The 21,638-nt window shown below is 63.2% G+C and carries 21 protein-coding genes and 1 pseudogene; 12 read left to right on the forward strand and 10 right to left on the reverse strand.

Translation table 11 applies throughout. The features are described from left to right. The first annotated feature begins 99 nt into the window (after positions 1 to 99). Positions 100 to 915: a PdaC/SigV domain-containing protein gene (locus tag ACMC5O_RS02630; protein ID WP_426693216.1), complete on the forward strand. Its 816-nt coding sequence runs from the start codon at positions 100 to 102 to the stop codon at positions 913 to 915. A 1-nt stretch (position 916) separates the two neighbouring features. Here the strand turns inward: ACMC5O_RS02630 and ACMC5O_RS02635 are convergent, their stop codons facing one another. The 3 genes from ACMC5O_RS02635 to ACMC5O_RS02645 are packed head-to-tail and all read right to left on the reverse strand — an operon-like array spanning position 917 to position 4,699. Then, the gene (locus ACMC5O_RS02635) at positions 917 to 1,294 is read right to left on the reverse strand and encodes a YdbL family protein (RefSeq protein ID WP_246444590.1); all 378 of its coding nucleotides are present in this window, start codon (positions 1,292 to 1,294) and stop codon (positions 917 to 919) included. Beyond that, the gene (locus tag ACMC5O_RS02640) at positions 1,294 to 1,503 is read right to left on the reverse strand and encodes a YnbE family lipoprotein (protein WP_187709932.1); all 210 of its coding nucleotides are present in this window, start codon (positions 1,501 to 1,503) and stop codon (positions 1,294 to 1,296) included. The genes ACMC5O_RS02635 and ACMC5O_RS02640 overlap by 1 nt, the downstream gene beginning before the upstream one ends. A 10-nt stretch (positions 1,504 to 1,513) precedes the next feature. Next, positions 1,514 to 4,699, reverse strand: coding sequence for an intermembrane phospholipid transport protein YdbH family protein (locus ACMC5O_RS02645; RefSeq protein WP_222949798.1), 3,186 nt, complete (start codon positions 4,697 to 4,699; stop codon positions 1,514 to 1,516). Between the two features lie 165 nt (positions 4,700 to 4,864). Between ACMC5O_RS02645 and ACMC5O_RS02650 the strand changes: the two are divergent. Then, positions 4,865 to 5,519, forward strand: a pseudogene (locus tag ACMC5O_RS02650) (JAB domain-containing protein); the annotation flags it as partial. 13 nt (positions 5,520 to 5,532) lie between these two features. Here ACMC5O_RS02650 and ACMC5O_RS02655 read toward each other — a convergent pair. Next, complete coding sequence (locus ACMC5O_RS02655) at positions 5,533 to 5,787, reverse strand: hypothetical protein (RefSeq protein ID WP_187707827.1); 255 nt, start codon at positions 5,785 to 5,787, stop codon at positions 5,533 to 5,535. An 88-nt stretch (positions 5,788 to 5,875) separates the two neighbouring features. Between ACMC5O_RS02655 and purB the strand changes: the two genes are divergently transcribed. Further along, positions 5,876 to 7,204 (forward strand): adenylosuccinate lyase, encoded by a 1,329-nt coding sequence (purB, locus tag ACMC5O_RS02660; RefSeq protein ID WP_426693217.1) that lies wholly within the window; start codon positions 5,876 to 5,878, stop codon positions 7,202 to 7,204. 61 nt (positions 7,205 to 7,265) lie between these two features. Here purB and dnaJ read toward each other — a convergent pair whose 3' ends face one another. Then, complete coding sequence (dnaJ, locus tag ACMC5O_RS02665; RefSeq protein WP_246444026.1) at positions 7,266 to 8,381, reverse strand: molecular chaperone DnaJ; 1,116 nt, start codon at positions 8,379 to 8,381, stop codon at positions 7,266 to 7,268. Between the two features lie 57 nt (positions 8,382 to 8,438). After that, entirely contained in the window at positions 8,439 to 10,373 is a 1,935-nt protein-coding gene (gene dnaK, locus ACMC5O_RS02670; RefSeq protein WP_426693218.1) for a molecular chaperone DnaK, read from the reverse strand. A 159-nt stretch (positions 10,374 to 10,532) separates the two neighbouring features. Here dnaK and ACMC5O_RS02675 point away from each other — a divergent pair, with 159 nt between their 5' ends. Beyond that, the gene (locus ACMC5O_RS02675; protein ID WP_426693219.1) at positions 10,533 to 11,774 is read left to right on the forward strand and encodes a glycosyltransferase family 87 protein; all 1,242 of its coding nucleotides are present in this window, start codon (positions 10,533 to 10,535) and stop codon (positions 11,772 to 11,774) included. Next, positions 11,771 to 12,724, forward strand: coding sequence for a phosphatase PAP2 family protein (locus tag ACMC5O_RS02680; RefSeq protein ID WP_187707825.1), 954 nt, complete (start codon positions 11,771 to 11,773; stop codon positions 12,722 to 12,724). The genes ACMC5O_RS02675 and ACMC5O_RS02680 overlap by 4 nt, the downstream gene beginning before the upstream one ends. Here ACMC5O_RS02680 and fabG read toward each other — a convergent pair. Continuing rightward, positions 12,673 to 13,410: a 3-oxoacyl-[acyl-carrier-protein] reductase gene (gene fabG, locus ACMC5O_RS02685; RefSeq protein WP_426693220.1), complete on the reverse strand. Its 738-nt coding sequence runs from the start codon at positions 13,408 to 13,410 to the stop codon at positions 12,673 to 12,675. The genes ACMC5O_RS02680 and fabG overlap by 52 nt on opposite strands. Continuing rightward, on the reverse strand, positions 13,410 to 14,348 hold the full coding sequence (gene fabD / locus ACMC5O_RS02690; RefSeq protein WP_426693221.1) for an ACP S-malonyltransferase: 939 nt from the start codon (positions 14,346 to 14,348) through the stop codon (positions 13,410 to 13,412). Before fabD ends, fabG begins: the two co-directional genes overlap by 1 nt. A 70-nt stretch (positions 14,349 to 14,418) precedes the next feature. Between fabD and ACMC5O_RS02695 the strand changes: the two genes are divergently transcribed. Further along, entirely contained in the window at positions 14,419 to 15,741 is a 1,323-nt protein-coding gene (locus tag ACMC5O_RS02695) for an amino acid permease (protein WP_187707823.1), read from the forward strand. 54 nt (positions 15,742 to 15,795) lie between these two features. Further along, the gene (locus tag ACMC5O_RS02700; protein ID WP_187707822.1) at positions 15,796 to 17,124 is read left to right on the forward strand and encodes an APC family permease; all 1,329 of its coding nucleotides are present in this window, start codon (positions 15,796 to 15,798) and stop codon (positions 17,122 to 17,124) included. On the opposite strand, the gene ACMC5O_RS02705 is transcribed toward ACMC5O_RS02700, so the two are convergent. Together ACMC5O_RS02705 and ACMC5O_RS02710 are read right to left on the reverse strand one after the other, a co-directional pair. Then, entirely contained in the window at positions 17,054 to 18,226 is a 1,173-nt protein-coding gene (locus ACMC5O_RS02705) for an aromatic ring-hydroxylating oxygenase subunit alpha (RefSeq protein ID WP_187707821.1), read from the reverse strand. The two genes, ACMC5O_RS02700 and ACMC5O_RS02705, sit on opposite strands and share 71 nt — an antisense overlap. 101 nt (positions 18,227 to 18,327) lie before the next feature. After that, a complete protein-coding gene (locus ACMC5O_RS02710) occupies positions 18,328 to 19,023 on the reverse strand; it encodes a glutathione S-transferase family protein (RefSeq protein ID WP_426693222.1) in 696 nt (231 codons plus the stop codon). Positions 19,024 to 19,122: 99 nt separating this feature from the next. Here ACMC5O_RS02710 and ACMC5O_RS02715 point away from each other — a divergent pair, with 99 nt between their 5' ends. From ACMC5O_RS02715 to ACMC5O_RS02735, 5 genes are all read left to right on the forward strand, one after another. Continuing rightward, positions 19,123 to 19,593, forward strand: a complete 471-nt coding sequence (locus ACMC5O_RS02715; RefSeq protein ID WP_426693223.1) for a MarR family winged helix-turn-helix transcriptional regulator — start codon at positions 19,123 to 19,125, stop codon at positions 19,591 to 19,593. Between the two features lie 152 nt (positions 19,594 to 19,745). Next, positions 19,746 to 20,195: a 30S ribosomal protein S6 gene (gene rpsF / locus ACMC5O_RS02720; RefSeq protein ID WP_187707820.1), complete on the forward strand. Its 450-nt coding sequence runs from the start codon at positions 19,746 to 19,748 to the stop codon at positions 20,193 to 20,195. Between the two features lie 3 nt (positions 20,196 to 20,198). After that, positions 20,199 to 20,423 (forward strand): 30S ribosomal protein S18, encoded by a 225-nt coding sequence (rpsR, locus tag ACMC5O_RS02725; protein ID WP_187707819.1) that lies wholly within the window; start codon positions 20,199 to 20,201, stop codon positions 20,421 to 20,423. Positions 20,424 to 20,435: 12 nt separating this feature from the next. After that, positions 20,436 to 21,053 (forward strand): 50S ribosomal protein L9, encoded by a 618-nt coding sequence (rplI, locus tag ACMC5O_RS02730; RefSeq protein ID WP_187707818.1) that lies wholly within the window; start codon positions 20,436 to 20,438, stop codon positions 21,051 to 21,053. A gap of 200 nt (positions 21,054 to 21,253) precedes the next feature. Continuing rightward, entirely contained in the window at positions 21,254 to 21,619 is a 366-nt protein-coding gene (locus tag ACMC5O_RS02735; RefSeq protein ID WP_187707817.1) for a hypothetical protein, read from the forward strand. Positions 21,620 to 21,638: the final 19 nt, after the last annotated feature.

Below are 21,638 nucleotides of genomic sequence, written 5' to 3' on the forward strand. Positions count from 1 at the left end.
GCCGCCTAGGCGCCGCCCCTTTATGAAGGGGGCGGGGGCAAGTCAACCACTGCGAGCGGCCTGTTGGCGAGTTGCCTGAGGCATGTCAGTCTCCGCCGCATGAGAGCTGCCATATTGATGGCCGTCATGTTGTCCGCGTGCGGTCAGCGGTCGGCGGTGTTCCCTGCGAACGACGAAGCTCCAACAGCCGTCGCAAATCAGGCGGAGAGCCCGAAGGCAACTCCAGCTCCGGCGGCTAAGCCCTTCAAGGTCGAAGAAGAGTCCAGCCTCTACAATTTCTCCTACAGCTGGTCAGCCGAAGCAGCTGCCGTGCCGCAGCTTGTCGAGCGGTTCACCAAGGACATGGAGAAAGTGAAATCCGAGATGATCGCGGGGGCGAAAGAAGATCGCGACGAGCGGCTCAAGCAAAAGTTCGACTATCATACCCACGAGGTGCAGCGATCCTATGAGACTGCCGGGCAGTCGGACCAGCTATTGAGCCTGGAGAGCAGCATCTACGGGTTCACGGGCGGAGCGCATGGCTCAAGCGGTTCCGGATCGCTGCTGTGGGACCGCAAGCTTGCTCGAGAGGTATCCATTCAGGATTTGCTCCAGCCCGGCACAAGCTGGACCGGCGCGATCCGTCAGCCTTTCTGCGTTCTTCTCGACCGCGAACGCGAGAAACGGCGCGGCGAGCCGGTTAAGAAGGACGACCTGTTCGGCAATTGCCCCGAGTATAAGGAGGTCACCGTCCTCTTGAGCGACAGCGACAAGAACGGACGCTTCGACCATCTCGTTGTGATCGTCGATCAATATGTTGCTGGGCCTTATGCCGAAGGGAATTACGAGATTTCGCTTCCGATCACCGCCGGGATGATGGAGCGGTTGAAACCCGAATATCGATCGTCGTTCGAACCCCGCCCGCCGGTGAAATAGCTCAGCCGCAATAGCTCGGCTGCGCGATGACCTGTCCCGGCTGGCGGCGGCGCCAGACGCCATCCTGGAGCAGATAGACCTCCCCAACCTGCACGCGCGTCAGCAATTCACAGCCGGTCGCGAGCCCGGCCACCTGTGGAGTGACCCCGCGACGCCTCGCAAGATCGACGTAGAGCGAGCGCCTGCGGATGTTGATGGCGCTGACCTGTCTCTGCACGACAGGGGTCGATGGCGCGGCGAACCCCAGATAGCCGTCATACCGTTCGCCAACCTGCCCAGCCCGACGAGCACCCGCGAGCTCGGCGTATGCCTGTGATGGCGCTGCTGCAGGGATGGCTGCGGCGGATGCGCCGATCGCCAGGAGCAAGATCCAGCGCATCACTGCTTCGGCGGCTGCGGGAAGGCGTCCGGGTTCTGCTGGATGAGTTGCTGAGCATCCTGCTGGAGACGAACGAGGACTTCCTGCCGGATTTCGACATTGAGGTTGATCTCGATCGGCTTGTCCGGCGTCTTCACCGTTACGCAGCCGGTCAACGAAGCGGCCAGGGCCGTGCCGGCAATCAACCGCAGTTTCGGTCTCCGTTTCATGGTCATCGGCTTACTCGCTTGGCTGGGGTTTTGTGGAAACATCCACCTGCTCCTGGATGGGTGGAACGTTTGACTGCTGTTCTTCTTCCTTCTTCAGGACGCGGATCTCGGTCGCGAGACCCGGCGCATCTAGAGGGAAGGGAAGGACGGGCTGGATGACCGCCGACGGGTCCTTGAAGCCCTTGGCCATTTGAACCAGCGCCCGGAAGGGGCCCTTGACGTTGAGGTTCACCTTCAGCGGGACCTTCTTGAAGGCGTTTCGCACGAGTCCCGCTACGAAGCCTCCGCGGTTTCCGAGGGATACCTCGCCAATTTCGAAGCGTGACGCGAATTCGCCTGCCAAGTCGCCATCCAGTCGGATGGTCATCTGGTGATACCGCATGTTGCTGAGCAGGTCGAAGGCGAGCCCGACTGCAATTCCCGCCTTGGGCTTGGTCCCGTTGTAATTGAACTGACCGCCCGGCTCCCTTGAATCTAGCCGTCCGCCGACAACCCGCCCGCCATTCTCGTCGAAGATCATCGGCAGGACGCCGTCGAACGTGCCGGTAATCTCGATTCCCTGGAATCCGAAGGTGTCGATGAAGCGCTTCGCATCGAAGCCGACAACCTCGAATGTCAGGCGCTTGGCGGTCGGCCGGCTGAAGTTCAGGATCGTTTCCCGGAGGATCAGGCGGCCGCCCATGAATGGCCACTCGCCGCGCTCGACTTTCACCAGCTGACCGGGCAGCAATTGATACCGGATCACGCCGTTCTCGACGAGAATGCCGGGGTTGATGGTCGCGACCGTCGCGGTCTGGCCGGGAGCCGTTTCCAGGCCGAGGAGGTCGGTGAAATGCACGTTGCCCGAAAGACCGGTCACTGGCCCGAATGGTGCCGCTAGGTCCATGCCTGCTGTTGAGAAGTCGCCGGTCGACGTGACCTTGCCCTCGCCGTCCCAGTTGATCACGCCGCGGCCGCTCAGTTTGCCTTGGACGAGTGCGATCACGCCTTCCGTGAGCCGGGTGATCTCTTCCGGCTGCAGACCTTCGCCAAAGGTGATGCCGGGCACATCGAGGGTTGCCTGCCCGCTGCCGCTCGACAGCTCGTGGCGGATGGTCACGTCGGTGATCTTCGTCCCGCTTGCGGGGTGGACGAGCGTTCCGCCGGCGTTGATGTTGTCGCCCGAAAGCTTGACCTGGAAGTCGTTGCTTCGAAGCGTGTAGAAGCGTGGCGTCTCGCTTCGGTCGGACAGGTTGAGCGCGCCGTTGACGGTCAGGTCTTTCCTGAAATAGCGCCAGCGCCCGTCGGCGTCGGTGATCAGCAGTGGGACATTGCCGATCGTCGACTTTGCCCCGCCGAACGTGCCGCTGATTCCGCTTCCGCTGAACGTGCCACGCAACCGCGCCGCGTCGAATGCGAAAGGCGCTTCGATTCTGCCAAGACGGACGGCGAGATCGGCGGCTGAGAATTGCTTGCCGATAATCTGCGCGCCGTCGGCGCGAAGCTGCAGCGGCGCTTTGCCCAAGCGTCCGGCAAGTCTCGGATCGTTGAGCTTTGCCGCCACTCGAAGGTCGCCGCCGGCAGGTTTCGAAACGATCGCTGGGCCGATGGCGCAGACGGGCAACCTCGTCGGCCCGAATTGGATCTCCCGCATCCGGAAATAGCGCCAGCTCGCGACGATGCAGCCGCGCCCGACCGAGAATGCGCCGGCTGGGCCGAGGCGGCCGTTGAGCGGGAGGCGGAAAGCCTGGACCCGGCCGTCCGGAAACGGTCCATCGAGTAGTGCGACGGTATCGAAGTTGGTCGCCCCGTTCGCACTTGCCTGGAAGCGGATTGGATTCAAGGCGAGCCGGGATGCGCCTGCCTGGTAAGGCGCGAAACGGGCCAGGCCCTTCATAGGCGCTCCGCTGCGCGGCTGACGAAGCAGGACCTGGCCCTGCGGCAGTTCGCCGCCAGCCATCTTGATCAGCCCGTCGACGCGGAGCTTCGCGGACGGCCAGTAGTAGGTCACGCCATCGCCCCCGGAGACCTGCACCTGCGCCCCTGAGTCGGCGCGGACGTTGGCAGTCTCGATCCGCGCTGCTCCGCCACCCGGGAAGTTGACCATCCGGATCGAGCCCGACGCGTCGAACGACTTGGCCGACTTGCTGATCGCATTGCTGATGGCGACGGCGATCGGCCCGATCGGGGTGTTGCGGGCCGCCGAAAGCGGTTCGGTCACGTTCGCCATCACCGAGGAAGCGAGGTCGGCATTCTCGGCCGAGTAATCGGCGACCAGTGCCAGCGTGCCCGCGCTGGCGCCGATCAGGTATTTCCCATTGATTCGCGTGCGGTCTGCATAGATCGGGCCAAGCCGCGATCGCTGAGCTGCGACGTCGATCTTGCCGTAGGCGGACTTGGGCGTACCCGTGAACCGGACATTGCCGGTCATCGCCGCAAGCCCGTTCGCGCCGGCGATGACCCGCTGGGTCGTGACCCGGGCGCTTCCATCGAAGGTGGTGAAGCTTTCGCTGAAGTTGGTGTCGAGGTCGAACCTCGGGGCATCCATCAGCAAATTGCTGACGGGGCAGGCGAACCTGTCCGCGATGAACGGACCTTCGACCCGCGGCCGCCGGGCAATTACGCGGATCGCCGTATAGGCGCGCATCCCGTCGAGGCTGCACCGGCCCATGTCGAGCTTCGGGCTGACTGCCGCCAGATTGCCGCGGAATCCTCCCGTCAAATTGCCCGAACCAGCGAGCGCGAACCCGAGCGTCCCGAACGGGGTCTGCAGACTGATGCTGCTGTCGGCGATGTCGAGAACGACATTGGGAAGCGAGAACGGCTTGCCGGTCGGCGGCGGCAGCAGCTTGCTGACTTCGCCCCAATTGACCTTGCCGTCGATGACCTTGCCCTTCAGCCGAACGCCGCGCGCGACGATGCGGTAGACTCGAACGCCCCCGCTCAGCTTCCACCGGACCTGGATGAGCGCGTACCGGGCGACGAGATCGGGATTTTTGGGGTCGCCGATAACGAGGTTGCTGACTTGCTGCGTGCGCAGTCCGACACGGTCGAGCTTGTAGGTCGCCCGCACCCCCTTCTGCTCGAACTGGTCCTGTAGAACCCGCGTCGCGATCGGCCGGCGCGCGATCCAGACGCCTGTGATCAACACCACAAACAGGACCAGGAGGGCCAGCGACGCGATCGCGGTGACGCGCCGCCAGCGGCGCCGACGCACCACTACGGTACCACTGGAGAACTCGCCTTCGTCACTCTGCCGCGCAGCCATCGGCGTTTAGTAACCCTCCCGATACAGGCACGTTCCGTTGGCGGCACGAACGGACCGTTGCAAGCAGCCGACGATGTCGCCTAGCAGTCACACCGGACGGGGGACACTCCGGGTAACGCGTCTGGGCATAGGGCCCGCCTTCGCCAGCGCCTTTCCGAAGGCGGGTGGAAGGCATTGCTCGACCACGAGCTGGTCGAATACCTCCTCGCGCTCGCGATCCCGCGCCGCGATACGAAGGCGCAGGCGCTGATCGCCCAGTTTGGTGGAATTGACCCGCTCCTTTCCGCGGACGCGGAGACCCTCAAGCGCGAAGGCCTGACCGAAGGGGTGGTCGCGGCGCTCAAGATCGCCGAGGCGACTGCCCTGAGGCTGCTGGAGACGCGGCTGGAGGGACGGCCGGTGCTTTCCAGCTGAATGCCCTGCAGGATTATCTGCGCGCGGCTATGGCGCATTCGCCGGTCGAGGAAGTCCGCGTCCTGTTTTTCAACGCCAAGAACATGCTGATCGCAATCGAGGCGATGTGGCGTGGGTCGGTCGACGAAGCGTCGATGCACGTTCGCGAGGTGATGAAGCGGGCAATGCCGCACGGCGCGACCGCGATCTCATCGTCCACAATCACCCAAGCGGCGACCCGGCGCCGAGTCAGGCGGACGTGAAGCTGACACGCGAGCTTGTGGAAGCAGGGCGGTACATGAAGGTGGCGGTGCACGATCGTGTCATCGTCGGCGTGCAGGGACAGTCGAGCCTACGCGCGATGGGACTGATGTAGCATTCGCGCGCGATCAGCCGATGGTGCGCACGCCTTCCTTGGCCCAATCCAGATCGACATCGACGCCTTGCTCGGCCCACTCTTCACGGGTCCAGCATTTGGTTTTCTCGAGGCGGCTGCCGGTGATGGCCTCGATATGCATGCAATATTTGGTTTCGGGCGTCCCTGCCGGAGCGGTCGTTGTTGGTGTTGTGTCCCGATTTGTAGCGAATGCCGGCGAGGCGGTGGCGATCACGCTGAGTGCAACGATCAGTGCTTTTCGTGCCATGTCGGTTCTCCTTGACGCTGGCCCGCCCCTTATAGCGCTTGTCTCCGACATTTGATGCATTCGGGCGGCTCTGCTAGCCGCCCCGGCCATGGTTCCCCGCTATTCCCGCCCCGACATGACGGCCATCTGGTCGTCCGAAAATCGCTACCGCATCTGGTTCGCCATCGAAGTCTTCGCTGCCGAGGCGATGGGGAAGGTCGGGATGATCCCGGCCGAAGACGCAGCGAAAATCCGCGCCGCGTACGACCGGGACGTGCTGGGCGAGATCGATGTCGCGGCCATCGACGAGATCGAAGCGGTCACCAAGCATGACGTGATCGCCTTCCTGACCTGGGCGGGGGACAAGCTTGGACCCGAGAGGCGCTGGCTGCACCAGGGTATGACCAGCTCGGACGTGCTGGACACGGCATTTGCTGTGCAGCTTAAGCAAGCGACCGATCTCCTGATCCAGGACCTCGACGCGTTGCTGGCTGCGCTGAAGAAGCGTGCGTTCGAACACAAGATGACGCCGACGATTGGACGCAGCCACGGAATTCACGCCGAGCCTACGACGTTCGGGCTCAAGCTGGCGCAGGCCTATGCCGAGTTCGATCGCGGTCGCTCGCGCCTCGTAGCGGCTCGCGACGACATCGCGACCTGCGCCATCTCGGGGGCGGTCGGGACGTTCGCCAACGTCCCGCCGGAAATCGAGGCGCATGTCGCCAGGGAGCTGGGCCTGACGCCCGAGCCGATCTCGACCCAGGTCATCCCGCGCGACCGCCATGCCATGTTTTTCGCGACACTGGGTGTCATTGCTTCGTCAATCGAGCGCCTCGCGACCGAGATCCGTCATCTCCAGCGCACCGAGGTGCTTGAGGCCGAGGAATATTTCTCGCCGGGCCAGAAGGGCAGCTCGGCAATGCCGCACAAGCGCAATCCGGTTCTGACGGAGAACCTAACGGGCCTTGCGCGCGTCGTCCGAAGCGCCGTCGTCCCGGCAATGGAGAACGTCGCGCTTTGGCATGAGCGGGACATCTCCCATTCGTCGGTCGAGCGCTTCATTGGCCCGGACGCGACGATCACGCTGGATTTCGCTCTCGCGCGGCTCACCAGCGTTGTCGACAAGCTGCTCGTCTATCCGGAGAGGATGGAGAAGAACCTCAACCGCATGGGCGGACTTATCCACTCGCAGCGCGTGTTGCTGGCATTGACCCAGGCCGGGCTCAGCCGCGAAGACTCCTACGCCTTGGTCCAGCGCAACGCGATGAAGGTGTGGGAGTCCGACGGCCAGCTGTCGTTGATCCACCTGCTGAAGAACGACCCTGAGGTAAGCGCGAAGCTCAGCGCCGAGCAACTCGAGAGCCTGTTCGACCTCGACTATCACCTGAAGGAAGTAGACGCGATCTTCGAGCGAGTTTTCGGAGGCGCGAAGGCTTGAGCGCCCGGCTGCAGAAGCCCTAAACGCTTGAAAGGCTGTCCCGGCGGCTGCCGGAAGTCCTCTAGAGCTTATCCCGGATACGGCTGAAGAAGCCTTTCGAGGCCGGGCATTCGTCTCCGGTCTCGGTTTCGCGGAATTCTTCCAGGATCTTCTTCTGCTTGGAATTGAGCTTGGTCGGCGTCTCGACCAGCACGCGCGCGACGAGATCGCCGCGTCCGCGCCCGTTCAGAACACTCATGCCTGACCCGCGCTGGCGAAGCTGTTCGCCGGACTGGATGCCGGCAGGAATCTTCAGATCGATGGAGTTTCCGTCGATGCCAGGCAGACTGATCGTTCCGCCGAGCGCCGCCGTCGTGAACGTGACCGGGCATTCCGCGACCAGAGTCGTGCCCTCGCGAGCGTAGATCGGATGCCGCTTCATGTGGACGAAGATGTAGAGGTCGCCGCCGGGTCCGTTGCGAACGCCCGCTTCACCTTCGCCGGCAACGCGGATGCGCGTGCCTTCGTCCACTCCCGCCGGGATCTTGACCGAGAGCTTGCGTCGCTTGAGCGAGCGCCCTTCGCCTTCGCAGGCGTGGCAGGGATCGGCGATGACCTCGCCGCTTCCACGGCAGGTCGGGCAGCCGCGCTCGACCATGAAGAAACCCTGTTGCGCGCGAACGCGGCCCGCGCCGCCGCAGGTGCCGCAAGTCTTCGCGCAATCTTCAGCGTTGCAGCCGCGGCCCTCGCAATTCTCGCACTGGGCAAGCGCTTCGATCGAGATGTTGGCTTCGGTGCCTGCAAACGCATCCTCTAGCGACAATTCCAGGTCGTAGCGCAGGTCCGCGCCGCGTGCCGGGTTCTGCCGTCCATGCTGCCGATCGGCGAACTCGCCGAAGATCGACGAGAAGATGTCGGAGAAGCTCTCGAAGCCACCAGCACCGCCGAAGGGATCGCCGCCGCCGCCGCCATTGTGGAACGCAGCCTTGCCGAAGCGATCGTAGGCTGCGCGCTTCTGCGGGTCTTTCAGGCACTCATAGGCTTCGCTGATCGCCTTGAACTGGGCCTCGCGCTCGCTGCAGCCGTTGTGACGGTCAGGATGATGCTCCTTGGCGAGCTTGCGATAGGCGGCCTTGATCGTCTCAGGGTCCGCCGTGCGCTGCACGCCAAGAACAGAGTAATAATCCTGATCCACCACTTACACGCCCCCGGTACGCGCGGCTGACACCGGCTGAGCTACAGCCGGCATCGCCCTTTAGCCCTTATTCTCTTCGTCGACCTCGGAGAATTCCGCGTCGACGACTTCTTCGTCAGGCTGCGCCGAAGACTCGCCGGCTTCTGCACCGGCCTCACCGCCGGTCGCACCTTGCTCCTGCTGGGCCTTGTACATGGCCTCGCCTAGCTTCATCGCGGCCTGCGCGAGCGCTTGCGTCTTTTGCGTCATCTGCTCGGAATCGCCGCTCTCGACCGCGGTCTTCGCCTCAGTGAGCGCAGTTTCGATTTCGGTCTTCACGGATGCATCGACCTTATCGCCATGCTCACGCAGCTGCTGCTCAGTTGTGTGGATGAGGCTTTCGGCCTGGTTTTTGGCCTCGGCTGCCGCACGCCGCTTCTTGTCGTCCTCGGCGAACTGCTCGGCTTCCTGCACCATCTTGTCGATGTCGGAATCCGAAAGGCCGCCTGACGCCTGGATGCGGATCTGCTGCTCCTTGCCCGTGCCCTTATCCTTCGCGGTCACGTGCACGATGCCGTTGGCGTCAATGTCGAACGTCACCTCGATCTGGGGAACTCCGCGCGGAGCAGGCGGAATGCCGACCAGGTCGAACTGGCCGAGCATCTTGTTGTCCGCGGCCATCTCGCGCTCGCCCTGGAAGACGCGGATCGTCACCGCGTTCTGATTGTCCTCGGCGGTCGAGAAGACCTGGCCCTTCTTGGTCGGAATGGTCGTGTTGCGGTCGATCATCCGGGTGAACACGCCGCCAAGGGTCTCAATGCCAAGCGACAGCGGGGTCACGTCGAGCAGAAGAACGTCCTTGACGTCACCCTGCAGGACGCCGGCCTGGATCGCCGCGCCCATTGCGACGACTTCGTCCGGGTTCACGCCGGTGTGCGGCTCACGGCCGAAGAATTCCTTCACCTTCTCACGCACGCGGGGCATGCGGGTCATGCCGCCGACGAGCACGACGTCAGCGATATCTTTTGCCTCGAGTCCGGCGTCCTTGAGCGCCTTCTTGCAGGGCTCGATGGTGCGCTGGATCAGGTCGTCGACCAGCTTTTCGAGATCGGCACGGGTGATCGTCTCCACCAGGTGGAGCGGCGTCGTCGCACCGCCTTCCATGCGGGCGGTGATGAACGGCTGGTTGATCTCGGTCGACTGGGCCGAAGACAGTTCGATCTTCGCCTTCTCGGCCGCTTCCTTCAGGCGCTGAAGCGCGAGACGGTCGGTGCGAAGGTCGATGTTTTCCTTCGCCTTGAACTTGTCAGCGAGGAAATTGACGATGCGAGCGTCGAAGTCCTCACCGCCGAGAAAGGTGTCGCCGTTGGTCGACTTCACCTCGAACACGCCGTCGCCGATCTCGAGGACCGAGATATCGAACGTGCCGCCGCCAAGGTCATAGACGGCAATCGTCTTGCCCTCCTCTTTCTCGAGGCCATAGGCCAGCGCGGCCGCGGTCGGTTCGTTGATGATGCGAAGCACTTCAAGACCCGCGATCTGGCCGGCGTCCTTGGTCGCCTGGCGCTGCGCGTCGTTGAAGTAAGCGGGAACGGTGATGACCGCCTGGGTGACGGTCTCGCCGAGATAGGCCTCGGCGGTTTCCTTCATCTTCTGCAGGATGAAGGCCGAAATCTGCGACGGCGAGTAATCCTTGCCGCCGGCCTGGACCCACGCATCGCCATTGTTGCCCTTGACGATCTTGTAGGGGACTAGCTCCGTATCCTTCTTGGTGATCGGATCGTCGAAGCGGCGGCCGATTAGGCGCTTCACCGCGAAAACCGTGTTGTCCGGGTTCGTGACAGCCTGGCGCTTGGCCGGCTGTCCAACGAGGCGCTCGCCGTCCTTGGTGAATGCGACTACCGACGGGGTAGTGCGTGCGCCCTCGCTATTCTCGATGACCTTGGGCTTGCCGCCTTCCATTACGGCAACACAGCTGTTGGTCGTGCCCAAGTCGATGCCAATGACCTTGGCCATATCTAAGTCCCTCTCTCCAAAGCCCCTCTTCGGCCCCGAACAGGCAGCCGAAGTGTTGATTTCGGGGGCGATATAGGTGGCGTTTAGGGAACGACAAGGATTGTTCGGATAAGGGTGCGCCGCTCGGTTTCGGATGTATGAACCGGAGTTGCGTTGCGTATGTTGTCCAGCGGGGCGTGGCTCACGCCCGAGCGCGTGCGTATGGTCGCGCTTGTCAGCGGCATTGCCGGCCTGGCGATGCTATTATTCCTCTATTTCGGAGGGCAGGGGACGCTCGATCCGTTCGGTCAACCGATCGGCACGGATTTCTCGGCGTTCTGGCATGCCGGCCGCCTGGCGAATGACGGCAGCGCTCCCTCCGCCTGGGACGTGACGGCCCTCAATGCAGAAGTCCGCGTGACCCACCCGGGTTCGGAATTTGCGACTGCCTGGGTCTATCCGCCGGTCTTCCTGTTGATCGCGAGTCCGCTAGCGATGCTTCCCTATCTCCATGCGCTTGCGATCTGGCAGGCCGTCAGCGTTCTGCTGCTCGCAGCGGCATTGAAGGCGATCCTGACTGATTGGAAGAGCGTCGCGGTCTGCCTGGCGTCTCCGTTGACCCCTCTCGTCCTTGCGCATGGCCAGAACGCATTCCTGACAGCAGCGCTTCTCGGTGCCGGCCTGGCCTCACTAGCGGTCGGAAGAGGAACGGGCGCCGGCTATTTCGGCGGATTGGCCTACAAACCGCAGCTCGCACTCCAGCTCGCTCCGTTTCTGCTGTTCACGAAGAACTGGCGAGCGCTGGGCGTGGCTTTCACTGTCGCTGCGCTCGTGATCGCATTGTCATGGCTCCTTTGGGGAACCGAAGCCTGGCTCGCCTTTGCTGCGAGCGCGAGCGCCACAAGGCACTTCATGGAAGAGGGCGCGGTCGGCCTTCACAAAAGCGCTAGCCTGTTCTCCCTGGCCCGGATGTGGGGTGCACCCGTAGGACCTGCCTACCTCATCCAGGCTCTGAGCGCGCTTAGCGGCCTCGCGCTGCTGTGGAAGGCGCGCCACGCTCCACCCTTCGTCCTGGGCGCGGCCGCGTGCGTCGCCATCGCGCTATCGACACCCTACCTGCTCGACTACGACATCGCCCTTGTCGGTCTCGGTGCCGTATTTCTTTTCGCGGAAGGGCGGCGAACCTCGTTCCTAGAGTACGAACGAACGGCCCTGGCCTACATTTGGGCCACGCCTTGGTTCGCTCGCCAGGTCGCTGAAGTTGTCCATCTTCCGCTCTTACCGATTTCGATGGTTCTGTTGGCGGTCTTGGTCTTTCGCAGGGCGGTCCTTGCACGGTCCGGGCTTCCATCTCGTTGCGCAGGGAATGCTTCATCTGGCCTTGCGTTGGCAACGGCGACCCGTGGCAAGGGCGAGCCATGAGCAGCCCAAAACCAGTGCGCCTCGCGAACATAAGCGCATGCTTCGGCTTGGGGACGGCGGCACTTTTCCTTCTCCTTGCCGGGCTAACGGGACTGAAGCTGAGGTTTGCGCCGGTCCCGATCGCTCTGACGACCTTGATCCTTGGCGCGCTCTTCGCCGCGCGGCGCCGGCACGAACGTGAGGATGGCGACGAACGGCTCGCGGCAGGGACGGGGGTCGTCATGATCCTATTCTGCGGCGGTTTAGGCAGCGGTCTGATTTGCCTCGTGGGGCAGACGTTCGGGCTTCCGTTCGTCGATCCCGCGTTGCATCGTGCCGACCTCTCGATGGGAATCGATCTCGAGGCGATCATTCGGGTGATTGCGGGCGTCCGCGGTCTGCCGGAGGTCCTGGCGTTCGCCTACAATTCGTCCTTTCCTCTGGTGTTCATCACTGCACTTTCGCTTGCTCATATGCGGAAGTTCGAGCGCGCATGGGAATTGTGTACGATGTTTAATCTGTGCCTGCTGGTCGCGACCGTGTGCTCAGCTCTGGTCCCTGCGGCCGGGCCATTTTACGTTCTCCCGATTCCGGTCGGGGTTCAGCAACTATTGCCGGCCGGATCGGGCACCTATCATTTGAGCCACCTGTTTGCCCTTCGCGAGGCGAAACAGTTCGTCATCGACCCGTCCCAGCTTCAGGGCGTCGCGACATTCCCGTCTTTCCACACGGCGCTGGCCTTGATGACCGCGGCCGCATGGCGAGACGTCAAATGGATGTGGATACCGATGCTGGGCTGGCAGGCGCTGGTGATTGTCTCGACGATTCCGATCGGCGGACATTATGCGATCGATTTGGTGGCCGGAGCGGCCTGCTGGGCATTCGCGGCAGCATGGTGGAGGAGGAGCGTCGGCGCTCCTTACGGCATGACCATCCCGCCATTCACGTTGAGGGTCTGGCCGGTCACGTAACCGGCTTCCTTGCTGGCTAGATAGACAACGGCGGCTCCGATATCCTCGCCGCTTCCCATCTGACCGAGCGGTATTCGGGAGAGAATGCCCTCACGCTGCTGGTCGTTGAGCGCGTCCGTCATCGCGGACGTCATGAAGCCAAGGGCAATTGCGTTGACCGTGATCCCACGGCTTGCGAGTTCCAGAGCGACCGATTTAGTCATGCCGATCAGTCCGGCCTTTGACGCGACGTAGTTTGCCTGTCCGGGATTTCCGGTCACGCCGACGACGGAGGTGATCGAGATGATGCGGCCGAAGCGGGCCTTCATCATCGGCTTGGCGGCCGCGCGCATCAGGCGAAACGCAGCTTCGAGATTGATGCGGATGACGTCCTCGAACTCTTCATCCTTCATGCGCATGAGGAGGTTGTCCCTGGTCACGCCCGCATTGTTGACGAGGATGTCAAGCTTCCCAAGCGCTTCGAGGGCCTGCGGGACGAGCTGGTCGACCGCCGCGCCGTCGGAGAGATTGCAGGGAAGGGCGACGTGATCGCTACCCAGACCGGCGCGAAAGCTCTCAAGCTTTTCGACATTGCTGCCCGAAACCGCGAGGCGAGCGCCTTGCGCCGAAAGCGCCTTGGCGATGGAGCTGCCGAGCCCGCCCGAAGCGCCGGTCACCAGCGCGGTCATGCCGGCCAGGTCGAACATTATGCAATCTCCTTCGCGAGCGCTTCGAGGTCCTCGATTGACACGACGCTCGTGACTTTCACGTCGGGCAGGATTCGCTTGACCATCGTCCCAAGCACCTTGCCGCCAAGCTCGACGAATTCCTCGACGCCGGCTTCGCCCATGTTGGCGACGCTTTCACGCCAGCGGACCATTCCAGTGACCTGCTCGACCAGCAGGTTGCGGATCGTGTCGGGATCACTTTCCGGCTGGGCGGTGACGTTGGCGAAGACCGGTACAACGGGATCGCCGACCATTACGTAGCTGAGCGCATCGCGCATCGCTTCGGCGGCAGGCTGCATCAGCGGGCAGTGGAAGGGGGCTGAGACGGGCAGGGGAATGGCGCGCTTGGCGCCCATTTCCTTCGCGATCTCGACGACGCGGTCGATGGCGCCTTTGTGACCGGACAGGACAACCTGGGTCGGGTCATTATCGTTTGCGACGGTGCAGACTTCGCCCCGCGCGGCGGCTTCGGCGATGCGACGTGCGAGTTCGAGATCGGCGCCGAGAAGTGCGGCCATCGCGCCCTGTCCGACGGGAACGGCCCGCTGCATTGCCTGACCGCGCAACTTTAGCAGCTTCGCCGTGGTCGGCAGGTCGAACGAACCGGCCGCAGCGAGCGCGGAATATTCGCCCAGGCTGTGACCGGCGACGAAATTCGCGGCTTTCGCGAAATCGACGCCGCCTTCCTTCGTCAGCGCCGCAAACACCGCGAGCGAATTGGCCATGATCGCGGGCTGAGCATTTTCGGTGAGCTTGAGCTCCTCCTCCGGGCCTTCGCGCATCAGGCGGAAGAGGTTCTGGCCGAGCGCCTCGTCGACCTCGGCGAAGGTGTCGCGCGCGGCCTGGCTTGCCTCGGCGAGCGCAGCGCCCATGCCGACTGCCTGGCTGCCCTGACCTGGAAAAAGGAATGCGCGCATTGGAGCCCCGTCGTTTCTTGAAGGCCGCGCCGATTGCACAGGGGCGGTGAAGCTGCAACACCTTGCGGCAATGACACACGAGATACAGGCCCCGCCGCGTCAGATCGGCTTCTGGACCTGCCTCGCTCTCGTCATCGGCAATACCATCGGGACCGGGATTTTCCTGCTACCGGCGGCGCTCGCCCCGTTCGGCTGGAATGCGCTCTACGGCTGGGCAATCACCGTCGGCGGCGCGCTTTGCCTGGCATATGTCTTCGCGGAGCTTGCCCGGACGATCCCGAACGCGGGCGGGCCGTATGATTATATCGCCAGCGCATTCGGTCCCATGGCCGGATTCTTCGTCATGTGGGCCTATTGGATTTCGCAGTGGGTCACCAATGCCGCCATCGGCATCGGGCTGGTGAGCTATCTGGAGCCCTTCGCCCCGGAATTCTTTGCCCGGCCCGCCGCCGGTCCGTTGACCGCAATCGCATTGGTCATAGCGATGACCGCCGTCGCTCTGCGCGGCGTCAGGGCGTCCGGTTCAGTGCAGATCGTCACGACGGTGCTCAAGATCATACCGCTTCTTGCGGTAATTTTGCTGGCAGCCGTGGTTTTCGGCGGTGGCGGCGGGACATCCGCGGCAGGCACAATGAACATCGCGCCCATGCCCGTCGGGGGTGCAGCAATTGCCGGCTCAGCCGCGCTTGCGCTTTGGGCCATGCAGGGTTTCGAAGCGGGGACGGTTCCCGCCGGCCGAGTGATCGATCCAGGGCGGACCATTGCCCGGGCGACGCTGATCGGGACCTTGTTCGTCGGGATCATCTATGTGCTGGTGACCTTCGCGGTTTTTCTGCTCTTGCCGTCGGAAGTTGCGGCAAAGTCGACCGCCCCGCTCGCGGATCTGATGAGCCGCGTCTGGGGCTCAGAGGCTGGCAAGGTGATCGCGGCCTTCGCGGCGATCAGCGCATTGGGCGCGCTCAATGGCTGGGTGTTCCTCCAGGCGGAAGTTCCGCTGGTGCTTGCCGAGCGCGGAGTCTTCCCGAGATTCTTTGCCAGGGTGAACGAAAAGGGCGCGCCGGTTTACGCGCAAATCCTCGGTTGCGGCCTCAGCGTCGCGCTGATTGCGACCAACCTCAGTAGTGGAATGATCGAAATCTACTCCTTCATCATCTTGCTAGCGACGGCGGCGACGCTGGTACTGTACCTCGCTGGGGCCCTGACGATGCTTGCCCTGCTGAAGCGGGGACAGGCGAAGGGAGCTACGGTCACGGCCGCAGCGCTTGTCGGCGCGACTTACGCTCTCTGGACATTCTACGGCGCGGGCGGGCAGGCGACCGCCTGGGGCGCGGGACTGCTCGCGACCGGCATTCCGGTCTATTTCCTGATGAAGCGGGCGAGGGTCCCGGAATAGTGTAGCGTTTGCGTATGTAATCAGCGTCGCTCGAAACTGCGGGGGAGCAGGTCGATGGCAGACAGTGACGACGGCAAGATGGGCATCTGGATGACCTCTGCCTTGGTAGTCGGGACGATCATCGGCGCGGCCATTTTCATGCTTCCGGTTAGCCTTGCGCCTCTCGGCAGGAATGCCGTGATCGGCTGGCTTGTCAGCGGCTTTGGAATGCTCTGCGTGGCCTTCGCGCTTGCCCGGCTTTCGCAGTGCGGGGGCGACGGGATCCAGGCCAATATCGAGCGGCAATTCGGGCCCACGGTCGGATTTCTGGTCGCGTGGAGTTTCTGGGTGTCCAACTGGGTCGCGCTTGCGTCGCTCGCGATTGCAGTTGGCTCGACCCTCTCGTTCATCGGACCGCCGTTCGGCGGACCCGCCTCGGTCGTTCCGGTAGCGATTACCTCGGTCGTCATCTTGACGGCCTACAATGCGATCGGGGCACGGGCCGTCGGCGGCCTGCAAATCCTGACCGTAGCGATCAAGGTGTTGCCGCTCCTCGCGGTAATCTCCCTGCTGTTCGAGCGCGGCGCGAGCGGGGCCGGCTACCAAGCCCTCGCGCCGGCAGCGGTTACGTTCGCGAACATCGCCGCGGCCACCGCCATGACGTTTTACGCTTTGACCGGGTTCGAATCCGCAACCGCTCCCGTGTGCAAGGTCCGGGATCCCGAGCGGACGCTTCCGCGAGCGATCTTCGGCGGGACCGTCTTCGTGGTGCTGCTTTACATGCTCGCGGGCACCGGCATTCAGCTGCTCCTGCCGGTGGACGTCATCGTGGCATCTCCAGCGCCGTTTGCCGACGCCCTTGCGTCCCGCTGGGGCCACGGCGCTGCGTCTCTTGCGGCGCTCGCGATCGCGGTCAGCGCGATCGGCTGCCTGAACGGCCTGATCCTGGTCACGGGTGAGCTGGGCTACTCGATGGCTCTGCGAGGAGACCTTCCGTCGGTGATGACCCGGACGCGCGGAGCGAACACGCCTTACTTCTCGCAAATCGTCGGGTCGGTGCTTTGCATCCTGCTCGTTTTCGCCAACAGCAGCCGCTCTACCGCCGACCTTTATACCTTCATCATCCTGCTTTCGACGGCGGCTATCGTCCTCTTGTATTTTGCCGGCGCATTCGTGGCGTGGAAGGCAAGCTCGACCGTCGGCTCCCGGTCTGTTGTCGTGGTGGCGATCCTGTTCCTGGCCTTCGGAACTTACGGGACCGGTCTTGAAGCCGATCTCTGGTGCATCGCACTATTGGCAGTCGGGTTGGCAATCCGGGCTGCGATGCGCCGCTTTAATTCGAGTGCCGAGACCAACCTGCCGGCGGTGGCGATTCCAGTCGCGCCTCCGGGATCATCCGCCTGAGCTTGCTGGCAAAGCTGCGCAGGCAGACTTCGCTGGTTCCCAGCGGCCCCGCGACATAGGCCGGCGACTGCATGCCGAGCTGCACTCGAGTGATCAGCTCGGTGTCCTCGGCATTGACGCGGCGGTTGATGCGCCAGTTGAGGTAGCGCACCGCCTTCATCTCGCGGCGGTCGTCGGGAAGCGCATAGCTGATCTCTCGGATGACGCTCTCGGTTGCGCTGATCGGCAGGAACTGCATGAAGTCGACTTGGTCAGGATAGATGTCGAACGCGACGTTGGGGAATAGCTTGTAATAGAGCCACTTGCGCTGGTGACTCTCCGGCAGGTGATCTACCGACGGAAGATGGTGCTGGTAGATGCGCTCCGACGGATTGGTCGACTCCTTATCGACCAGGTCGCCTTCCATCTTGTCGACCCATTCCTGCGCTTCGATCCGGTAACTCCGGCCGAATAGGCGGGTCAGGCCCGGATGGCCGACCGGGATATGCAAGTGGTCGGAATAATTGTCGGCGATCGTCTTCCAGTTGAGCGACCGCGGCCGCAGGCGAACCTGTTGAAGCGCCCTCAATTCCCTGAAGCGGTAGGGCTCAATCTCTTCCTCGTAGGGCGCCATGATCTCGGCGACCGCCGGCACGCCTGGCTCGAGCGTGATGAACAGGAAGCCGCGCCAGTTCTCGAGTGCGACCGGGAAAAGTCCGAGCTTCTCCGTCTGCAGCCCAGGATACTCCTGCCGGTGCGGAATGCCGACGAGGCGCCCGTCACGCGAAAAGCTCCACGCGTGATAGGGACAGGTCAGGACCTTCGAGCATCCCCTTTCGCCATCGACCAGCCGGGACCCGCGATGCCGGCAGATGTTCGAGAAAGCACGGATCTCGCCGTCGTCGCCGCGAATGACGATGATGCTTTCGCCGAGATATTCGAGCGTGCGCCAATCGCCCGGCTGGGCGATCTCGCTCTCGTGGCAAACGATTTGCGGCGCAGCGCGAAGGAACGCGCGCTTCTCGGCATCGAAAAATTCCGGGTCGAAGTATAGCCAGCCGGGGAGGCTGAGGTCCTCCAGCGGGTCCTTCGTCGGCTCAATCGATTTCAGGTGCGTCGCCATGGCACCCATGTGCCACGGCGCGTGCTCTCGCACAACGAGAAGGGGGTTGGCGCCGCGGGCGAGGGGGAGTGTCCCGCGGCGCCGAACGTAGCGGCTGCGTGCTAGGCCGCTACGAGGAGATCGGAATCGATCAGGCCTGCGAGATGGGATTTCTTGGCCTTGATGAATTCGACGAGGAGGTCGGAATAGTTGCCTGGGACGGCTTCGATGACCGAGGGCCGCTTGAGCAGGACGTTGGCCCAGGCGCGAACCTTCGGGCGCCGCTCGAGGACGTTCAACTCCGCCCGGCGTTCGAAGACGTCGAAGTAGCGGAATACCGGCGCGAAAGCCGCGTCGACGAGGCCGAAATGCCCCCCGGCGAAATAGGTGCCGGCAAGCTCGGGCTCAACCTGCGCCAGCTTGCTGTCGATGGAGGCCAGAGCCTTTTCGAACTGCGCGCGGTCCTGCGCGACATAGAGCTGGTAGATGTCGCCGAGGGTTGCCGAAGCGAACTCCACCCAGGCGCGCTCACGGGCACGTGCAATGGGATCGGCGGGAAGTAGGCGGTCCTCTAAAATCTCGTCGAGATATTCGGCAATGACGGCGCTCTCGAACAGGATGTCCTGTGTTCCGTCGTCGTGAGTCACTTCGAGGACCGGGACCTTGCCGGTCGGCGAAATCGCCAGGAACCAGTCGGGCTTGTCCGCGAGATCAATGTCGACCCGCTGGTACTCGATGCCCTTCTCCTTCGCGACGATAACGGCCCGCTGGACGTAGGGGCAAAGCTTGTGACTGATCAGGCGAAGGTGTTTCGGCATTCTCGACTCCATTCAATGCAAGTGCATATATATTTATATGCAATCGCATTGAATCGTCAAGATTGATGCAAGTGCATGAATTGGCTAGAATTCCGACCCATGGAGATTTGCACGGAAGACCGGACGAACGCCTGCACCGAGGTTGCGGAACGCGCCTGGGTTCAGCTGATTCGCGCGCACCGGAGCACGCTTTCCAAGGTGGAGCGCGCGCTAAGAGCTGCCGATCTGCCGCCGTTGGAGTGGTATGACGTGCTCTTGGAGCTGGAGCGGGGCGGGCCGCTGCGGCCCCGCGACCTTCAGGACCGGCTGCTGCTCGCCCAATATAATCTATCCCGGCTGATCGATCGCATGGCCTCGGCGGGCGTGGTCGAGCGCGAACGCTGTTCGGAGGACGCACGATGCCAATGGGTGCGAGCGACGCCGAAGGGCGAGGCTTTGCGAAAGTCGATGTGGCCGATCTACGCCGGCGCGATCCGGGAAGCGGTTCAATCGAAGCTGACACCGTCGCAGGCGCGCCAGATCGGCGATTTGCTTGAGCGCCTGAGCTCCTGCCCGGCTACCTGCGGCTAACCACCGCCGCGGCTTGCCTTTTCACCGCCATTAAGCCATAGGCGCGGCGCTGGCGCGGAGGGGCTCCCTACGCGCCCGTTGTTTTTGGAAGACAGCCGGAGGGGCGTGCCACTGGGGTACGTCAGCGATCGGCCAACAGTGAGAAGCAAAGCATGCCGCTCTACGAGCATGTTTTCCTCGCGCGTCAGGATCTGGCCCAGGCTCAGGTCGATGCGTTGGCGGAAAACGCTACCAAGATCGTTACCGACAATGGCGGTAAGGTCGTCAAGACGGAGACTTGGGGTCTTCGCAACCTTTCCTATCGCATCGCCAAGAACCGCAAGGCCCACTACGTCGCGCTCGACATCGATGCGCCGGCGCCGGCCATTGCCGAGCTTGAGCGTCAGACGAACATCAACGAGGACGTGATCCGTTTCCTCACCATTCGCGTCGACGAGCATGAGAGCGGCCCGTCCGCAATGATGCGCCGTGGCGAGCGCGATCGTGAGCGCGGTCCGCGCGGCGATGGAGACCGTGGCGGCTTCCGTGGTGACCGCGGCGACCGTGGCGACCGTGGCGATCGTGGTGACCGCGCCCCCCGTGGCGAAGAGATGGAGGCCTAAGCGATGGCACGTGCATTTTTCCGCCGCCGCAAGAGCTGCCCCTTCTCCGGCAAGGACGCCCCCAAGATCGATTACAAGGACGTTCGCCTGCTGCAGGGCTTCATGTCCGAGCGTGGCAAGATCGTTCCCAGCCGCATCACTGCGGTTTCCACCAAGAAGCAGCGTGAGCTGGCGAAGGCTATCAAGCGCGCCCGCCACATCGGCCTGCTTCCCTACATCGTGAAATAAGGAGCAAGAGACATGGAAGTCATCCTGCTCGAGCGTGTCGAAAAGCTTGGCGGCATCGGCGATGTCGTGAACGTCAAGAACGGTTTCGCCCGCAACTACCTGCTGCCGAACAAGAAGGCGCTCCGCGCCAACGAGTCGAACCGCAAGGTTTTCGAAGCCAATCGCGCGAAGATCGAGGCCGATAACGCCGAACGTCGCACGGATGCCGAGAAGGCCGCGAAGGGCGTCGACGGCAAGACCGTCAAGCTCATCCGCCAGGCGTCGAACACCGGCCAGCTCTATGGTTCGGTTTCGGCCCGCGACATCGTCGAGGCGCTGGAAGCCGAAGGCGCCAAGGTCACCAAGAGCCAGGTCGTTCTCGATCGCCCGATCAAGAACATCGGCGTCCACGACGTGAAGGTCGCACTGCACCCGGAAGTCGCGGTGACCGTCAAGGTCAACGTCGCGCGCTCGCCGGAAGAGGCAGACCTGCAGGCGCAGGGCGTCGACGTCCTTGCCCAGATGTTCGAGGAAGAAGCCGCGCCGGCCGCCGAGGAGCTCGCTCCCGAGGCAGCCGTGGAAGCCGCTGCTCCGGCTGAAACCGAAGCGGAAGCATCCGCGCCGGCTGAGGCAACTGAAGACGAGCAATAAGCTCGCACTTCAGGCTCGACTGAAGATTGAGGCCGCTGGAGCGATCCGGCGGCCTTTTTCTTTGCCTACTCTTTCTATTCGTCGCGAAAAGAAGTCCGGCGCGTCAGTTCGTCGCAATCCGGCTCCCACAGCGGGAACGGCAGCGCCTCCGCTCATGTTCTGAATCTTGAGAGCAATCGGGGCCGCGAATGGAGGACAGTATGGCGGAGCGTGATCAGAACGAAGGTAGTGGCCAACAGCCCCCGATCAGCCAGCAGCAGGAAAATGAGTCCCGTCAGCAATCTGAGGGCAAAAGCGCGGAACAGGAGCTCGATAAAGCCGATCGGCAGGAGCAGGATCTCCAACCGGAAGGCCAGCAGTCGAGCCAGCAGCCAGGTCAAAGCTCAGGCGGATTTGTCGGCAGTCAGGGCCAGGACTCGGGAGAATATCTGCAAAAGGACGGAAACCCCGAAAGCGGCTTTGCCGAACAGGGGCAGGGCGCGCCCGAACAAGGCGACATCGAGCGCGGAACCGAGCGCTCGCAGGATAGCGACAGCGACATCGAAGGGTCGAGCGACAACAGCTGACGCTTAAACTTCCGGGAAG

This window comes from Sphingomonas sediminicola, assembly GCF_049991885.1.
Lineage (GTDB): Bacteria > Pseudomonadota > Alphaproteobacteria > Sphingomonadales > Sphingomonadaceae > Sphingomicrobium > Sphingomicrobium sediminicola.

Excerpts from the sequence above, each read along its gene's own strand:
- ACMC5O_RS02630 (WP_426693216.1), top strand. The coding sequence starts at position 100 with ATGAGAGCTGCCATATTGATGGCCGTCATGTTGTCCGCGTGCGGTCAG.
- ACMC5O_RS02635 (WP_246444590.1), bottom strand. The coding sequence starts at position 1,294 with ATGCGCTGGATCTTGCTCCTGGCGATCGGCGCATCCGCCGCAGCCATC.
- ACMC5O_RS02640 (WP_187709932.1), bottom strand. The coding sequence starts at position 1,503 with ATGAAACGGAGACCGAAACTGCGGTTGATTGCCGGCACGGCCCTGGCC.
- ACMC5O_RS02655 (WP_187707827.1), bottom strand. The coding sequence starts at position 5,787 with ATGGCACGAAAAGCACTGATCGTTGCACTCAGCGTGATCGCCACCGCC.
- purB (WP_426693217.1), top strand. The coding sequence starts at position 5,876 with ATGGTTCCCCGCTATTCCCGCCCCGACATGACGGCCATCTGGTCGTCC.
- dnaK (WP_426693218.1), bottom strand. The coding sequence starts at position 10,373 with ATGGCCAAGGTCATTGGCATCGACTTGGGCACGACCAACAGCTGTGTT.
- ACMC5O_RS02675 (WP_426693219.1), top strand. The coding sequence starts at position 10,533 with ATGTTGTCCAGCGGGGCGTGGCTCACGCCCGAGCGCGTGCGTATGGTC.
- ACMC5O_RS02680 (WP_187707825.1), top strand. The coding sequence starts at position 11,771 with ATGAGCAGCCCAAAACCAGTGCGCCTCGCGAACATAAGCGCATGCTTC.
- fabG (WP_426693220.1), bottom strand. The coding sequence starts at position 13,410 with ATGTTCGACCTGGCCGGCATGACCGCGCTGGTGACCGGCGCTTCGGGC.
- fabD (WP_426693221.1), bottom strand. The coding sequence starts at position 14,348 with ATGCGCGCATTCCTTTTTCCAGGTCAGGGCAGCCAGGCAGTCGGCATG.
- ACMC5O_RS02695 (WP_187707823.1), top strand. The coding sequence starts at position 14,419 with ATGACACACGAGATACAGGCCCCGCCGCGTCAGATCGGCTTCTGGACC.
- ACMC5O_RS02700 (WP_187707822.1), top strand. The coding sequence starts at position 15,796 with ATGGCAGACAGTGACGACGGCAAGATGGGCATCTGGATGACCTCTGCC.
- ACMC5O_RS02705 (WP_187707821.1), bottom strand. The coding sequence starts at position 18,226 with ATGGCGACGCACCTGAAATCGATTGAGCCGACGAAGGACCCGCTGGAG.
- ACMC5O_RS02710 (WP_426693222.1), bottom strand. The coding sequence starts at position 19,023 with ATGCCGAAACACCTTCGCCTGATCAGTCACAAGCTTTGCCCCTACGTC.
- ACMC5O_RS02715 (WP_426693223.1), top strand. The coding sequence starts at position 19,123 with ATGGAGATTTGCACGGAAGACCGGACGAACGCCTGCACCGAGGTTGCG.
- rpsF (WP_187707820.1), top strand. The coding sequence starts at position 19,746 with ATGCCGCTCTACGAGCATGTTTTCCTCGCGCGTCAGGATCTGGCCCAG.
- rpsR (WP_187707819.1), top strand. The coding sequence starts at position 20,199 with ATGGCACGTGCATTTTTCCGCCGCCGCAAGAGCTGCCCCTTCTCCGGC.
- rplI (WP_187707818.1), top strand. The coding sequence starts at position 20,436 with ATGGAAGTCATCCTGCTCGAGCGTGTCGAAAAGCTTGGCGGCATCGGC.
- ACMC5O_RS02735 (WP_187707817.1), top strand. The coding sequence starts at position 21,254 with ATGGCGGAGCGTGATCAGAACGAAGGTAGTGGCCAACAGCCCCCGATC.